Here is a 15525-nt window from a genome sequence, read left to right on the forward strand (position 1 = left end):
AGGATCACCAGCCCCAACCACGGAGCGTAACTAAATGCGGTCAATCCAAAAGTTCGTAGGTGCAGTGACGGTCGTCGCGTCGCTGGCGATCGCCGGCACGGCACCAACCGCCGCGATGGCGAAGCAGGTGACGATCTCTCAGGCCTTCCAGTCCATGCTCTATTTGCCGTTCTACGTCGCCATCGACAAAGGCTTCTTCAAAGAGCAGGGCGTCGACGTCGACAAGCAGACCGCCGGTTCGCCGACGACGGCGTTGTCGTCGGTGCTGTCCGGCAGCGCGCAGTTCTCGATTCACGGCCCCGAATGGACCGCGATCGCCAATTCGAAAGGCGCCGATGTCGACATTATCTGCAACGTCGTGAACGGCGCCGCGGTGTGGGTCGCCGCGACGCCCAACTTCAAGTTCGACAGCATCAAGGACGTCAAGGGTCAGAAAGTGGTCTCCGGGCTGATGCCGACCACCAGCACCTCGCTGTTCATGAAGCTGCTCAAAGATAACGGCATGAATCCGGATGCCGATGTCGACTTGCTGCAGGTGCAGATTGGCGCCGAGCCCGGACCGTTTCTCGGCGGGCAGGCCAAGCTGGCGGTGTTCTATGAGCCCGGCCTGGATCAGGTGGTGGCGAAAGGCATGAAAGTCGTGGTCAGCTTTCCGAAGTCCTATGGCCCCTACGCCTTCTCGTCGATCACGGCCAAGAAAGACGTCGATCCGAAGGACGCACAGGCTGTCGTCAACGCGATGGAACTGGCGCTGCGTTTCATGCAGGCCAATCCCGATGAGACCGTCGCCATCGCCAAGAAGGAATTTCCGACACTTGATGGCGCCATCGTCGAGGCAGCGGTCCGGCGCATGATGAAGGAGGAGGTCTATCCGTCGAGCGTGCAAACGTCGCCGCAGGCCTACAAGACAGCAATGCAGACCCAGATCGCCCTTGGCAATCTGAAAGAGGCGCCGACATACGAAACCTTCGTCGTTCAGGACTATGTCAAGAACGCCCTCGCATTGCCGAAGTAAATCGCAGGCGCCGGCGGTCAGCTGCGCCGCCGGCGCTCCTCCTCTCTTCAGGATTCGTCCCCACCATGTCGTACCCAGTCGGGCTGCTCGCGGCCCATCATGCTATTCGCGCAGGAACGCTGAGCCGTGCCGACTATCTGGCGGCCTGCACCGCGCGCGCCGATGAAATCGAACCCTGGCTCAAGGCCTTCGTCTATCGGGCGACCGCCGGTGAGCTCGATGGCGCTGGCGACGGCCCGCTGGCCGGCATCCCGGTCGGCGTCAAAGACATCATTGCCACCGCCGGCATGACGACGACGAACGGCTCGCCGATCTTCGCCGATCACGTTCCGGAACAGGATGCGCCCGTCGTCGCGCGCATCAAGCGGCTTGGCGGCATCGTCTTCGGCAAGACGGTGAGCACGGAATTCGCATGGCGCTGCCCCGGGCCGACGGTCAATCCCTGGAACCGACGACATACGCCGGGTGGCTCGTCGAGCGGTTCGGCGGCCGCCGTGGCGGCCGGCATCGTGCCGCTCGCGCTCGGCACCCAAACCGTCGGCTCGATCCTGCGCCCGGCTGCCTATTGCGGCGTGGTCGGCTTCAAGCCGAGCTACGGCGCCATCGCGCGCGAGGGTGTGCAGCCGCTGGCGCAATCGCTCGACCATGTCGGGCTGTTCGCCCGGTCGGTGGACGACGCGGCCTATGCGTTCAGCCTGCTGTCGGACGCCGGCGACGCCATGGCCGACGAGGTCGGCAACGGCGCCGGTGAAGCGCTCGCGACGTCCTCGCTGCGGCTCGGCATCGTTCGACCGCCGATCTGGGATCGCGTCAGCGGCGAGCAGAACCAGGCGTTCGACCAAGCCCTGGACAAGCTTCGGCGCGCCGGCGCCAAGGTCGAAGAGCTGCAATTGCCGGCGGTTTATTGGCAGGGGTTCGAAGCCGCTGAAACGATTCTCGCGGCCGAAGCCGCCACGATCTACAATCCTTTGGTCGAGCGGTTTCCCGATCTCACAAGTTCGCAATTGAAGGAATTGGCGGCGACGGGCAGCGCCATCGCGGTCACGCGCTATATCGCCGCGCGGCAGCTGCAATCAGAATTGCAGGACGCATTTCCGCGGCACGTCGATGGCCTCGACGGCATTCTCACCGTGCCGGCGCCGGGCGAAGCCCCCGAAGGACTGGCCTATACGGGCGATGCCAGCTTCTGCGCGGTGTGGACCTTGCTCGGTCTGCCGGCGCTCGCCATGCCGATCGCCAGATCCGCGCGCGGGCTGCCGCTCGCAATCCAGTTGATCGGCCGATATGGCCAGGATGTCGCGATGCTGCGCACGGCACGCACAATCGAGGCGTGCCTGGCGACGCCAGTCGAGGCGCTGTGACTGGCATAGACCATAACGGCGGCGTCCGCGGCAATCAGGCGCGGACGCGGACGTAGCTTCCGGGCGCGTCCTCGATCCCGGGGAATTCGGCGCTGCCGACCTGTCGGGCGGGAACCTGTTCGGGGTCGAATTCGCCCAGCCATTCGCGCCAGTTCGGCCACCACGAGCCCTTGTGCTCCTGGGCGGTCGCCAGCCATTCGGCGACGCTGGTCGCCTTGCTGGTATCATTGGTCCAGAATTGATACTTGCCCGCCGCCGGCGGATTGACCACGCCGGCGATATGGCCGGATCCGGACAACACATACTTCACCGGCCCGCCGAAGAACTGCGAGCCATACAGCACCGACTCGGCCGGCGCGATATGGTCCTCGCGGGTCGCCAGATTGTAGATCGGCACCTTGACCTTGGTGAGGTCGAGCAGGGTGTTGTCGAGCACCATGGTGCCGGCCGACAGCCGGTTGTCGAGATAGCAATTGCGCAAGTAGTAGGAATGGTTGGCCGCCGGCATCCGCGTGGCGTCCGAATTCCAGTGCAGCAGGTCGAAGGCGGAGGGCGGCTGGCCCTTCAGATAATTGCTGACCACATAGGACCAGATCAGGTCGTTGGAGCGCAGCATGTTGAAGGCCATCGCCATCCGCGCGCCCTCGAGCACGCCGCTCTGCTTCATGTCGCGCTCCAGCGCGGCGATCTGGTCCTCGTCGACGAACACCATCAGGTCGCCCGCATGGGTGAAATCGACCTGCGTGGTGAGGAAGGTCGCGGAGGTGACGCGGACCCGGCGCTTGTCGGCGAGCCATGCCAGCGTCGAGGCGAGCAGGGTGCCGCCGACGCAATAGCCCAGCGTATGCACCTTCATCTCGCCGGTGACCTTCTCGATGATGTCCATCGCGGTCAACGGCCCCTGTTTCATGTAGTCGTCAAAACCCTTGGCGGCGAGGCGCTTGTCCGGGTTGACCCAGGAGATCACGAATACGGTGACGCCCTGATCGACGCACCATTTGATGAAGGATTTGTCCGGCTTCAGATCTAGGATGTAGTATTTGTTGATCCATGGCGGCACGATCAGCAGCGGGGTGCGCAGCACGTTCTCGGTGGTGGGCGTGTACTGGATCAGCTGCATCAGCTCGTTCTGATAGATCACCTTGCCGGGCGTGGTCGCCATGTTGACGCCGACCGCCAGATTGGCCGGGTCGGACTGCCGGATCCGCAACTGGCCCTGGCCGGCCTCGATATCCTCGGCCAGCATCTTCATGCCGCGCACCAGGTTGTCGCCGTTCGACGCCAGCGTCTCGCGCAGCAATTCCGGATTGGTCATCACGAAGTTCGACGGCGCCAGCGCGTTGCTGATCTGCTGGACGTAGAACGCGGCCTTCTTCCTGGTGTGCGGGTCGAGACCCTCGGCCTCGGTGACCAGCTCATTGGCCCATTTGGCCGTCAGCAGATAGGCCTGCATCAGGAACTCGAAGAACTGGTTCGCCTTCCATTCCGGGTCGCTGAACCGCTTGTCGCGCGGCGGCGGCTCGATCACCGGCGCGACCTGCTCGCCGACCAGCCGGCGGGCGGAAGTGCCCCACAGGTCGAGATAGGCCTTGCCCAGCCTGGTCTGCAATTCGGTGGCGCGCGCGCGGTCCGACATCCAGTAGTCGGCGACCGTGGTGAAGGTCTTCACCACCTCGGTCATCTCGGTCGGCGGCTTGTCCTTGGCCTCGCCATTGTCGCGTGGCTTGAGATAGGCGGCGAGGGCCTGACCACTGGACTCCATCGCCCGCGCCAAATTCAGCGCGAATGCCTCCGGATCGAACTTTTTGGTAGGTTCGGCTTGTGCTAACACTTCGGACATTGTCGGACACTACGGTTTCGGTGGATTTCTCGCTCAGGTCGCGGCTTGCCGGCCGATGATGACACAGATCTGTTGACGTCGCTGATTTCGATGTGCTGCACTGCGACAAATGGACTTCGTTCGGTCACACTGCTGACCCCATGGCAGGCTTAGCTCACCGGACTTTAATGGATTGACAGCAAGATGGTTGCCCCGCCGGTGCGACGTTAAGTGGCAGGGCGGACGATGCGGGAAGTGACAGGGCGTAACGATGCGAGGCGAGATGATTTTTTTACGATCACCAGATTCGCCTGGATGGGCGGAACGCACGGCGCGCGGCACCGTCATGGCGGTGCTGTTGCTCGCTGGCCTTGGCCTCGGCGGATGTTCGATCTCGCTGTCGGAGCTGCCGGGGGGCAGTGACGCCACCCCCGCCAAGGAGGCGGACGCGTTTCCGGCGGTCAATGACCTGCCGACCGGGCGGGAAGACACCGCGATGGCGCCGGCCGAACGCAGCAAGATCGAAAAGGAGCTGATCGCCGCCCGCGAACGTCAGGCCGTCGTCGCCGCGCCGTCGTCGGCCACGAAATAGCCGCAAAGCACCCCCCGCCCGGTAACATCGCCCGGGGCAGGGCGGCTCCTCACGCCAGGCGCATGCCAGCCCTGTGGCCGCTCGGCGCAAAATCGGCTTATCAGACCGATTCCGCGTGAATCGGATTCCCCTCCGGTCGCAAACGCGGTAACGATCCAGCCGTTCGGTCGGGAGTCGAGGACCATGGAAGAATTTTACCGCATACGCCGTTTGCCGCCTTACGTGTTCGAGCAGGTCAACCGGGCCAAGGCCGCCGCGCGCAACGCCGGCGCCGATATCATCGATCTGGGCATGGGCAATCCGGACCTGCCGGCCCCGGCGCATGTGATCGAAAAGCTCAAGGAGACCCTCGGCAAGCCGCGCACCGACCGCTATTCCGCCTCGCGCGGCATCACCGGGCTGCGCAAGGCCCAGGCCGGCTATTACGACCGCCGTTTCGGGGTGAAGCTCAATCCCGATACCCAGGTGGTGGCGACGCTGGGCTCCAAGGAAGGTTTTGCCAATGTGGCCCAGGCGATCACCGCGCCGGGCGACGTCGTGCTGTGTCCGAATCCGTCCTATCCGATCCATGCCTTCGGCTTCCTGATGGCCGGCGGCGTGATCCGCTCGGTGACGTCGGATCCGACGCCGGAATTCTTCGCGGCCGCAGAGCGGGCGATCATCCATTCGATCCCCAAGCCGATCGCCATGATCGTGTGCTACCCGTCCAATCCGACCGCGCAGGTCGCCAGCCTGGATTTCTACAAGGATCTGGTCGCGTTCGCGAAAAAGCACGAGATCTACATTCTGTCGGATCTGGCCTATGCGGAGGTCTATTTCGACGAGTCCGACCCGCCGCCCTCGGTGCTGCAGGTGCCGGGCGCGATGGACGTCACCGTCGAATTCACCTCGATGTCGAAGACCTTTTCGATGGCCGGCTGGCGGATGGGCTTCGCGGTCGGCAATGAGCGCATCATCGCGGCGTTGGCGCGGGTGAAATCCTATCTCGATTACGGCGCCTTCACGCCGGTCCAGGTCGCGGCGACCGCGGCGCTGAACGGCCCGGACGACTGCATCCGCGAGATGCGCGACACCTATCGCAAGCGCCGCGACGCGCTGGTGGAGAGTTTCGGTCGCGCCGGCTGGGAGATTCCGCCGCCCTCGGCCTCGATGTTCGCCTGGGCGCCGCTGCCGCCGGCATTCCGCGAGGTCGGCAGCATGCAATTCGCCACCCTGATGGTGGAGAAATCCGGCGTCGTGGTGTCGCCGGGCGTGGCATTCGGCGAGCATGGCGAGGGTTATGTCCGCATCGCCATGGTGGAAAACGAGCAGCGGATCCGGCAGGCCGCCCGCGGCGTCCGCCGCTTCCTTGAAAGCGGCGTCGAAACGTTGCACAACGTGGTTCCTCTCGCCACCCGGCGATAGCTCTTTCCGCAAGGTCTCATCGCGTCATGGTCGCACCACTCAGAGTGGGGATCGCGGGGCTCGGCACCGTTGGTGCCGAAGTCGTCCGCGTCATCGAACGTCAGGAACGCGCGTTGTCGGCGCGCTGTGGCCGACCGATTCGCATCGTTGCGGTCAATGCCCGCTCCAAGACCAAGAAGCGCGGCCTCGATCTCGGCGGCATCGCCTGGGCCAAAAGCCCGATGGCGCTCGCCACCGATCCGCAGATCGACTGCTTTGTGGAATTGATCGGCGGCGTCGATGAGCCGGCGGGACCGGCGATCGAGGCGGCGCTGTCGTCGGGCAAATCGGTGGTGACCGCCAACAAGGCGCTGATCGCCAAGCACGGGCTGCGGCTCGCCAGCCTGGCCGAGCAGCATGGCGGTGCGCTCAATTACGAGGCCGCCGTCGGCGCCGCGATCCCGGTGATCAAGACGCTGCGCGAGGGCCTCGCCGGCACCGAGATCGACCGCATCTACGGCATTCTCAACGGCACCTGCAATTACATCCTGACCCGGATGGAGCAGGAGGGGCTGTCCTTCGCCGAATGCCTGGCCGACGCCCAGCGGCTCGGTTATGCCGAGGCCAATCCGTCCTTCGACGTCGACGGCCACGACACCGCGCAGAAATTGTCGATCCTGGCCAGCCTGGCGTTCGGCACCAAGGTCGCGCAAAGCGCGGTCTCGGTCGAGGGCATCTCCTCGATCGCGCCGGAAGACCTCACCGCCGCCGCCGATCTCGGCTACCGCGTCAAGCTGCTCGGCGTCGCGGTGCGCACCGCCACCGGGATCGAGCAGCGGGTGCATCCGACCATGGTGCCGCGCGCCTCCTCGATCGCCCAGGTGATGGACGTCACCAATGCGGTGACGATCGACGGCGCCGGGATTCCGCCGATCACGCTGGTCGGCGCCGGCGCGGGCGCCGCCGCCACCGCTTCCGCGGTGGTCGCCGATATCGCCGATGTCGCGCGCGGCATTCGGACGATGCCGTTTGGCCGTCCGGTGGCGAAGCTGAAACAGATCAAGAAGGCGCCGATGGAGCGCCATGAGGGCGGCTATTATCTGCGGCTGATGGCGCGCGATCTGCCCGGCACCGCCGGCAAGATCGCGACGCGGCTTGCCGAACAGGACATTTCCATCGAATCGATCATGCAGCGCCATCCCGACGGCCGGGCCGGCGGCAATGGCGGCGCGCGCAAGGCGCAGCCGGTGCCGGTGATTCTGGTCACCTACGCGACCAGCGAGGACGCGGTGCGACGCGCGCTGGCCGCGGTGCAGCGCGACAAGGTGATCAGCGGCCGTCCGCAACTGATCAGGATCGAGAAGAACTAGCAGCCTATTCGGGCCGACGGCCCGCCATGATTTTGGGGAGTACCACCGATGTCGACAGTGATTTCCGTCCCGCCGCAGCAATTGCTGGAGCGCATTCTGACCCTTGAGATCGTGCGGGTCACCGAGCGCGCCGCGGTGTCGGCGGCGCGGCTGCGCGGCCATGGCAATGAAAAGGGCGCCGATCAGGCCGCCGTCGACGCGATGCGCCGCGAACTCAACAAGATGCCGATTGAAGGCACCATCGTGATCGGCGAGGGCGAGCGCGACGAGGCGCCGATGCTGTTCATCGGCGAGAAGGTCGGCATCAATGCCGGGCCGCAGGTCGATATTGCGGTCGATCCGCTCGAAGGCACCACGCTGTGCGCCAAGGACATGCCGGGCTCGATCGCCACCATGGCGATGGCCGATGGCGGCACGCTGCTGCACGCCCCCGACGTCTATATGGACAAGATCGCGATCGGGCCGGGCTATGACAAGCATCTGGTCGATCTCGACGCGCCGCCGGCTGAGAACATCGCCCGCCTGGCCAAGGCTAAGGGCGTGCCGATGACGCAGATCACCGCGATGGTGCTCGACCGTCCGCGCCACGCCGCATTGATCGCCGCGATCCGCGCCACCGGCGCCGCGCTGCGGCTGATCACCGACGGCGACGTCGCCGGCGTGATCCACACCGCCGATCCCGACAACACCGGCATCGACATCTATCTCGGCACCGGCGGCGCCCCCGAAGGCGTGCTGGCGGCGGCGGCGCTGCGCTGCATCGGCGGCCAGATGTATACCCGGCTGATCCTCGACAGCCACGAGAAGCGCAATCGCGCCGAATCGATGGGCGTCACCGATCCGAAATTCATCTACGCGGTCGAGGACATGGTGAAGGGCGACTGCCTGTTCGCCGCCACCGGCGTCACCGACGGCTCGCTGCTGTCCGGCGTCAAATTCCGCCATGGCGTGATCCAGACCGATACCGTGGTGATGCGCTCGGTCACCGGCACGGTGCGCTACATCAAGGCCGATCACCGCCAGCTCGAAAAATTCCACCTCGGTTGAGCGCGATGTCGCCCGCCATCCTGATCCGACCGCTGCGCGCCGACGAGCGCGCCGCGTGGGAGCCGTTATGGGCGGGCTATCTGGCGTTCTACAAGGCGACCATCGCGCCCGAGGTGAGTGACGTCACCTGGGCGCGATTTCACGATCCCGCCGAGCCGATGTTCGTGCTCGGCGCCTATGTGGACGGTAAGCTGACCGCCATCGTGCATTACATCATCCATCGCTCGTGCTGGACTATCTCCGACTATTGCTATCTGCAGGATCTGTTTGTCGCCGACAGCGCGCGCGGGCTCGGCCTCGGCCGCGCGCTGATCGAGGCGGTCTATGACAGCGCCAAGGCGGCCGGTTGCGGCCGGGTGCATTGGCTGACCCAGCCGGGCAACACCACGGCGCGACAACTGTACGACCGCATTGCCGACGATTCCGGCTTCATGCAGTATCGGAAGATCTTTTGAGCGGCCGCGACGTCATTCCGGGGTGCGAGAGCGACGCTCGAGCGAACCCGGAATCTTGCACCCGCCGCGAGATTCCGGGTCCACACGCGGCTTGCGCCGCGCGCGCCCCGGAATGACGAATTGGGTTCAACCACAAATAATAACAACAGGAGCGTCTCGATGACCGCGAAGCCCGAAGCCCCGACCGTCAAGGCGCTGCTGTTCGACATTTTCGGCACCGTGGTGGATTGGCGCTCGAGCCTGATCGCGGATTTCACCCAATGGGGCCCGACGCGCGGCATCAGCGCCGACTGGGCCGGTTTGGTCGATGCCTGGCGGCAGGCCTATGTGCCGTCGATGGACGAGGTTCGCAAACATCCCGAGCGCGGCTTCGCCATCCTCGACACGCTGCACCGGCAATCGCTGGAACGGCTGGTGGCGCAGTTCGAGATCAAGGGGCTGAACGACGACGATTTGCACTACATGACGATGGGCTGGCGCCGGCTGAAGCCGTGGCCCGACGCCGTCGCCGGGCTGACCCGGCTGAAGACCAAATACATCATCTCGCCGCTGTCGAACGGCAATGTGGCGCTGCTCACCAACATGGCCAAAAATGTCGGCCTGCCATGGGACCTGGTGCTCGGCGGCGACATTTCCGGCCACTACAAGCCGGACCCGGAAACCTATCTCGGCGCCGCCCGGCTGCTCGGCCTGGCGCCCGGCGAGGTGATGATGGTGGCCGCGCATAACAACGATCTCGCCGCCGCGCAGGCGCTCGGGCTGAAAACCGCCTTCGTGCCGCGCGTCACCGAATACGGCCCGCTGCAGAGCAAGGATTTCAAACCCGAAGGCGACTGGGATATCGTCGCGGATGGTTTTGGCGACCTGGCCCAGCAGATGAAGTGCTAGGGTTGGTGTCCCGGACGCGATGCGGCACGCCGCAACAGCGGCGCGTTCCGCAGCATCCGGGGCACGCGACGATCCGGGGATGTGCTAGAAGGCCAGCATGACGCCTCCCGCAACCGCGATCCCGACCGAGCTGCCGACCGCGTTTCTCGGGGTGGCGCGCTCCGCCACCGGCAAGCTATGGCGCGACCGGCTCGATCCGCGCGGCGCAGCAAGGGCGCTGGCGATCGCGCAGCGCTATCAATTGCCCGAAATGCTGGCGCGGGTGATCGCCGGGCGCGGCATCGAGCTCGACGCGGTGGCGGATTTTCTCGATCCGACGATCCGCAAGCTGATGCCCGATCCCTCCACCGTGACCCAGATGGAGGCCGCCGCCAAGCGCATCGCCGACGCCGTGCAGCGCGGCGAGAGCATCGCGATCTTCGGCGATTATGACGTCGACGGCGCCACCTCGGCCGCACTGCTGGCCTGGCATCTGCGGCATTGCGGGCTCGATCCTTTGATCCACATCCCCGATCGCATCTTCGAGGGCTACGGCCCCAATGTCGATGCCATCCGGATGCTGGCCGGCAAGGGCGCCACGCTGCTGGTAACGGTAGATTGCGGCACCACCAGCCTGGAGCCGCTGGCCGAAGCCCGCAAGCTCGGCATGGGCGTGGTGGTGATCGATCATCATCAATGCGGTGACGCATTGCCGCAGGTCGAGGCGCTGGTCAATCCGAACCGGGCGGACGACCTGTCCGGCCTCGGCCATCTGGCCGCGGTCGGCCTGGTATTCATCACTCTGGTCGCGGTCAATCGCGAGCTGCGCCAGCGCGGGTTCTGGAGCGCCGAAATGCCGGAGCCCGACCTGCTCAACATGCTGCATCACGTGGCGCTCGGCACCGTCGCCGACGTCGCATCGCTGACCGGGCTCAACCGCGCCTTCGTCGCCAAGGGATTGATCGCGCTGCGGCGGCGCGATCATGTCGGCCATACCGCGCTGATGGACGTGGCGCGCCTCAACGGCCCGCCGGAAGCCTGGCATCTCGGCTTCATGATGGGGCCGCGGATCAATGCCGGCGGCCGCATCGGCCAGGCCGATCTCGGCGTGCGGCTGCTGCTCGAGGGCGATATCTCCGAAGCCGCGCGGATCGCCGCCGAGCTCGATCGGCTCAACACCGAACGCCGGGTGATCGAACAGATGGCCGAGGCCCAGGCCGAGGCCGAGGCGCTGGCGGCGCTCGGGCTCGAGGACAAGGGCTCGGTGATCGTCACCGCGTCGGAGGGCTGGCATCCCGGCGTGGTCGGCCTGGTAGCGTCGCGGCTGAAGGAAAAATTCGGCCGCCCGGCCTTTGCCATCGCGCTGGAGCCGGGCGGCATCGGCACCGGCTCGGGCCGCTCGATTTCCGGCGTCGATATCGGCAAGGCGGTGCGCCAGGCGGTCGATGACGGGCTGCTGATCAAGGGCGGCGGCCATGCGATGGCGGCCGGCGTGACGCTGCGCAAGGAACGGCTCGGCGAATTCCGCGCCTATCTGGAAACCGCGCTGGCCGCCGATGTCGGCCGCTCGCGCCATGTCAACGAATTGCTGATCGACGGCGCGGTGTCGGCCCGCGGCGTCACCACCGATCTGGTGGCGACGCTCAACCGCGCGGGCCCGTTCGGCGCCGGCAATCCGGAGCCCGTCGTGGCGCTGCCGTCGCATCAGCTGATCTATGCCGACGAGGTCGGCCAGGCCCATCTGCGGCTGCGCTTCAAGTCGGGCGACGGCTCGATCGTCAACGGCATCGCGTTTCGCAGCGTCGGCCAGAAGCTCGGCGACGCGCTGACGCAGAACCGCGGCCAGCCCTTGCATGTCGCCGGCTCCTTGGCGGTGGATCGCTGGCAGGGCGCCGAGCGCGTGCAACTGCGCGTGATCGACGTCGCGGTGCCGGACCCGGGGCCGGCGGTGATCCGCTGACGGGCGTCGACATCAATCGATGCGCGCAAACCAATTCGCTGACGTCATTCCGGGGCGCGAGGCCCAGGCCGAGCGAATCCGGAATCTTGCCGCGGGCAGGGCCTCGGACCGGCGCGAGATTCCGCGTTCACGCGCAGCTATCGCAGCTCGTGCCCCGGAATGACCAGTTCTGGCAACTACCGGCAGATCTCGCCCTGGCTGACAAACGCCCTGAACAGCGCGACGGCTTGCGGGTTGAGCGCGCCTTCGTCGGGCAGCACCAGCGGCAGATCCGGCGGCGCCAGGATGGCGAATTGCCGGCCCCATTCATAGACAAAGGCGAGGCCATCCTGGAACGCGATCTCGTCGTCGAAGCGCGGAAAGCGGCCGGCGCGGACCTCGGCGAAGCCGCGGCGAAAGGCTGCGTTCCAGACGATCTCCTCCAGCGGAGCCTCGAAGGTGTCGGCCTGGGGCGGAATCTGGGTCACGATGGATGATATCCGGCGATGCTGGTCTTGTGAGGCGGCATTATTGCATTTTGCCGGGGCGGCGCATTTGGACATTTGTCGGCTTGCAACTTGCCGAGGATTGCAATCTCATTTACATAAAAAATACATAAGATTGTCATCATAAAATATTGAATACATAGAAGAATATGCAAGGAAAGCGTGCGTGCCGCATTAGAAAGTGTTCGTCTCGCGAACACTGACGATTAATCGAATGGTTGTAGACTCCAACTCGCTGCGATATCGAAGGAAGAATACACAATCCCGAAAGTGATCAATGAGAGACCTCGACGTGCGAACGGCCCTTCGCCGCGAACTCGCTCAACAACACGTTAGCGATGGTCGTACGCTGATCGTCGAAGAGATGGGCATTTGGTCCGGCTCAGTCCGCGTAGATATTGCAGTTGTGAATGGTGAATTGCATGGGTTCGAAATCAAAAGCGCTCGCGACACACTAGCGCGTCTTCCAGCCCAGCAGGCCTTGTACAGTCAGGTATTCGACCGCGTGACACTCGTGGTGGCTGACAAGCACTTGGAGAAGGCCGAGAGGCTTATCCCTGACTGGTGGGGTACGCTTCTAGCTTCGATAGATGCTGAATCTATCGTTAGTCTGCGTATAGGTCGCCCGGGCAGCAAAAATCCTGCTCCCGACCCTTTGCAGACGGCGCGACTCCTCTGGCGAGCGGAACTCGTCAGCATTCTCGAACGTTATGACCTAATCAAAGGGATACGCAGCGCGACCTCCGACAAGCTTGTGCAAAAACTGGCAGCTGAACTATCGGAAGAATTGTTGCGATTCGAAGTAAGAGAGGCGCTCAAGAAGCGTGATAACTGGCCACGAAAGGCTGCTTAGGATAAAATTGAAGTGGCGGTTGGCGTTGATCTCAACCCATTGAGCGCGTCCGCCCGCGCTAACGGCTGGATTTGTCGCGATTGCGCTAATTCGTTCATCTGCCCAGCAACTCGATAATCCACCGAAATCAAATCGTGCAACTAACGTTCGCGAGTGTGACCGAAACTGATCGCCCATCGGGATACCGGCGACTCCAGTGGTTCGCCGGCCTTTTAGCATTACCCAATTATCCGATATTGTATATCTAACGCTTACTGTTGCCCCTGCCATGGCCACACCGGGTGGCTCGGTCAAATCTCGGTGCGAAATTCCAAAATCCGCGTAGTCGATCGGAGTTCTTGCGTTTTGGGGCAAATTTCTCCAAGTAAGCCAGTCGACCCTGCTGACGATTGTGGTTCCAAGACTTAGTTGGCCAAAGTCTTTCGGTGCCGCCGAGCTTGCAAGTGTAACGGATCGCCACTGACTTCCCGGTAGTCCGCTCTGCAAAATATGTCCAACATATCCAGCAAATGATATTGGATCGAACTCTGCAATGTGCCCTGCATCAATGACGAGGTCGATCTGGTCTTGCGGGATCTGCATTTGCTGCGCATAATTCGTTGCGGTTGCGAAATTTGCCGGAATGCATTTAAGCATTAAGCCAGCACCAAATTGATTCAAGTGACTAAACGCTGCTTGATTGTATCCGTTAGCAGCGATGATCTCGATCACAGGAATCACGGGAATGCCCGCGGCGCCAAGTGCGTTAAAGGTGTTGTCAAAATCAGCAGACGTTCCCGATAGATTAAAATTGAAGGCGCCATCCAAGAAGCACGTTCGGCCTGCCCACGCTTCGGCTAGTCTTTTTACGAAAGTAGCCGGTGGAGTTTCCGAAACTTGAAATATCGGGGCTATACGGTTTTTGTCCGGGGATGCAAGTTGGAGGAGTGCAATCGCTTCGCCAGCCTTGGTCTTCAACACAGGGCGATACATATAGGGCATTGGTAAATCCGAATCGTTGGAAAAATCGAAAACCAATCATCACGCAGCCTATCGAAATTTCAACCTGCCGTTGTTGATATCCCCTTTTTCAGCGATTTTTGCCCGGGCTCAGCGTCCCTGCCGCAGCCGTGCCAACACCTCCAGCCCGCCATAGCCGTCCGCGGGGGAGATCCCCATTCGGCTTTGGTAGTCCTTCACCGCCTGCATGGTGGCATTGCCGACGCGGCCGTCGGTGCCCTTGGTGTTGAAGCCGGCGCGGGTCAGCCGCGTCTGCATCTCCTGCACCTCGGCCAAGGTCAGCGCGCGCTCCGAGCCAGGGAAGGGATGGATGAAGGGCGGGCCGCCGAGAATGCGGTCGCCGAGATGGCAGATCGCCAGCGCGTAGTTCATCGACGGATTGTAGCTCTTCACCGCGTAGAAATTCGGCCCCAGCAGGAAGGCCGGACCGCCGCGCACCGGCACCCATAATTTCGCCGAGGCGTTGGGCTGCGGGAACGGCCGGCCATCGGCGCGGGTGATTCCGGCGCTGGCCCAGGCCGCATAGCTGCGGCTGCCGCCGGCGTCGCCCTGCGCGGTGACCTCATAGCCCCAATGCTCGCCGCGGTGATATTTGCCGCGCCTGACCAGGAATTTCGCGCTGGAGCCGAGCGCATCGTCGGGGCGGCCGAATGGCGACACCTTGCCGTCGCCGTCGTAATCGATCCCGACATTGAGCCAGACTTCCGGCATCCATTGGGTGTGGCCCATCGCGCCGGCCCAGGAGCCGCGCATTTCGCTGGGCGTCGACCAGCCGCGCTGGACGATTGTCAGCGCGTTGATCAGTTCGGTTTCCCAATATTTGCGTCGGCGCGGTTCGTTCCAGGCCAAGGCGGCCAGCGATGGGAACACCGGGCGCATATGGTTCTTCTGTACCAGCGGGTCGCCGAAGGCGCTCTCGACGCCCCACAGCGCCAGCAGCGTGCCGCGCTCGACGCCGAAATCGCGCTCGATCCGGGCGAACAAGGCCTGATGCTGGCGCAGCGCCTCCTCGCCGGCGCTGATGCGCCAGTCCGACACCCGGCGGTTGATATATTGCCACAGCTGCTCATGGAATTCGGGCTGCTTGCGCATGTTCTCGAACACCGACATGTCGGGTTCGATCGCGCCCATCACCCGATCATAGGTGGCGTTGGAAATGCCCTTGGCGCGGGCGCGCGCGGCAAAGCCGTCGCGCCATTGCGCAAAGCCGGCCGGGGCGGCGAGGCCGGTCGCCGGCCACAGCAGCGCGGCGCCGAGCGCCGATTGCAACAACCCGCGGCGGGTCAGCGTGAAGCGGGAATCATCATCTGTCATGGCCG

Annotated in this window: 14 protein-coding genes; 10 read left to right on the forward strand and 4 right to left on the reverse strand. The window is 64.1% G+C overall.

Annotated elements, in window-relative coordinates:
- Positions 1 to 34 precede the first annotated feature (34 nt).
- Together RBJ75_RS04000 and RBJ75_RS04005 are read left to right on the forward strand one after the other, a co-directional pair.
- Positions 35 to 1015: an ABC transporter substrate-binding protein gene (locus RBJ75_RS04000; RefSeq protein WP_044413079.1), complete on the forward strand. Its 981-nt coding sequence runs from the start codon at positions 35 to 37 to the stop codon at positions 1013 to 1015.
- A gap of 65 nt (positions 1016 to 1080) precedes the next feature.
- Positions 1081 to 2376: an amidase gene (locus RBJ75_RS04005; protein WP_044413076.1), complete on the forward strand. Its 1296-nt coding sequence runs from the start codon at positions 1081 to 1083 to the stop codon at positions 2374 to 2376.
- A 34-nt stretch (positions 2377 to 2410) separates the two neighbouring features.
- Here the strand turns inward: RBJ75_RS04005 and phaC are convergent, their stop codons facing one another.
- Complete coding sequence (phaC, locus tag RBJ75_RS04010; RefSeq protein WP_044413074.1) at positions 2411 to 4216, reverse strand: class I poly(R)-hydroxyalkanoic acid synthase; 1806 nt, start codon at positions 4214 to 4216, stop codon at positions 2411 to 2413.
- A gap of 262 nt (positions 4217 to 4478) precedes the next feature.
- Here phaC and RBJ75_RS04015 point away from each other — a divergent pair, with 262 nt between their 5' ends.
- From RBJ75_RS04015 to recJ, 7 genes are all read left to right on the forward strand, one after another.
- Positions 4479 to 4787, forward strand: coding sequence for a hypothetical protein (locus RBJ75_RS04015; RefSeq protein ID WP_276156864.1), 309 nt, complete (start codon positions 4479 to 4481; stop codon positions 4785 to 4787).
- Between the two features lie 183 nt (positions 4788 to 4970).
- Complete coding sequence (locus RBJ75_RS04020) at positions 4971 to 6191, forward strand: LL-diaminopimelate aminotransferase (protein ID WP_044413069.1); 1221 nt, start codon at positions 4971 to 4973, stop codon at positions 6189 to 6191.
- Between the two features lie 26 nt (positions 6192 to 6217).
- A complete protein-coding gene (locus RBJ75_RS04025) occupies positions 6218 to 7540 on the forward strand; it encodes a homoserine dehydrogenase (protein WP_044413066.1) in 1323 nt (440 codons plus the stop codon).
- A 48-nt stretch (positions 7541 to 7588) separates the two neighbouring features.
- On the forward strand, positions 7589 to 8587 hold the full coding sequence (glpX, locus tag RBJ75_RS04030; protein ID WP_044413063.1) for a class II fructose-bisphosphatase: 999 nt from the start codon (positions 7589 to 7591) through the stop codon (positions 8585 to 8587).
- Positions 8588 to 8592: 5 nt separating this feature from the next.
- A complete protein-coding gene (locus tag RBJ75_RS04035) occupies positions 8593 to 9042 on the forward strand; it encodes a GNAT family N-acetyltransferase (RefSeq protein WP_044413060.1) in 450 nt (149 codons plus the stop codon).
- A gap of 159 nt (positions 9043 to 9201) precedes the next feature.
- Complete coding sequence (locus RBJ75_RS04040; protein WP_044413057.1) at positions 9202 to 9930, forward strand: haloacid dehalogenase type II; 729 nt, start codon at positions 9202 to 9204, stop codon at positions 9928 to 9930.
- Between the two features lie 97 nt (positions 9931 to 10027).
- Positions 10028 to 11869 (forward strand): single-stranded-DNA-specific exonuclease RecJ, encoded by a 1842-nt coding sequence (gene recJ, locus RBJ75_RS04045; RefSeq protein WP_044413054.1) that lies wholly within the window; start codon positions 10028 to 10030, stop codon positions 11867 to 11869.
- A 176-nt stretch (positions 11870 to 12045) separates the two neighbouring features.
- Here the strand turns inward: recJ and RBJ75_RS04050 are convergent, their stop codons facing one another.
- Positions 12046 to 12336 (reverse strand): hypothetical protein, encoded by a 291-nt coding sequence (locus RBJ75_RS04050; RefSeq protein ID WP_044413101.1) that lies wholly within the window; start codon positions 12334 to 12336, stop codon positions 12046 to 12048.
- 295 nt (positions 12337 to 12631) lie between these two features.
- Between RBJ75_RS04050 and RBJ75_RS04055 the strand changes: the two genes are divergently transcribed.
- Positions 12632 to 13207, forward strand: a complete 576-nt coding sequence (locus RBJ75_RS04055) for a sce7726 family protein (protein ID WP_044413051.1) — start codon at positions 12632 to 12634, stop codon at positions 13205 to 13207.
- On the opposite strand, the gene RBJ75_RS04060 is transcribed toward RBJ75_RS04055, so the two are convergent.
- Positions 13130 to 14224, reverse strand: coding sequence for a beta family protein (locus tag RBJ75_RS04060; RefSeq protein WP_152647751.1), 1095 nt, complete (start codon positions 14222 to 14224; stop codon positions 13130 to 13132). The genes RBJ75_RS04055 and RBJ75_RS04060 overlap by 78 nt on opposite strands.
- Before the next feature lie 72 nt (positions 14225 to 14296).
- Positions 14297 to 15520: a lytic murein transglycosylase gene (locus RBJ75_RS04065; protein WP_044415328.1), complete on the reverse strand. Its 1224-nt coding sequence runs from the start codon at positions 15518 to 15520 to the stop codon at positions 14297 to 14299.
- Between the last annotated feature and the right edge of the window lie 5 nt (positions 15521 to 15525).

It is taken from the genome of Rhodopseudomonas sp. BAL398, from assembly GCF_033001325.1.
Taxonomy (GTDB): Bacteria; Pseudomonadota; Alphaproteobacteria; order Rhizobiales; family Xanthobacteraceae; genus JARJEH01.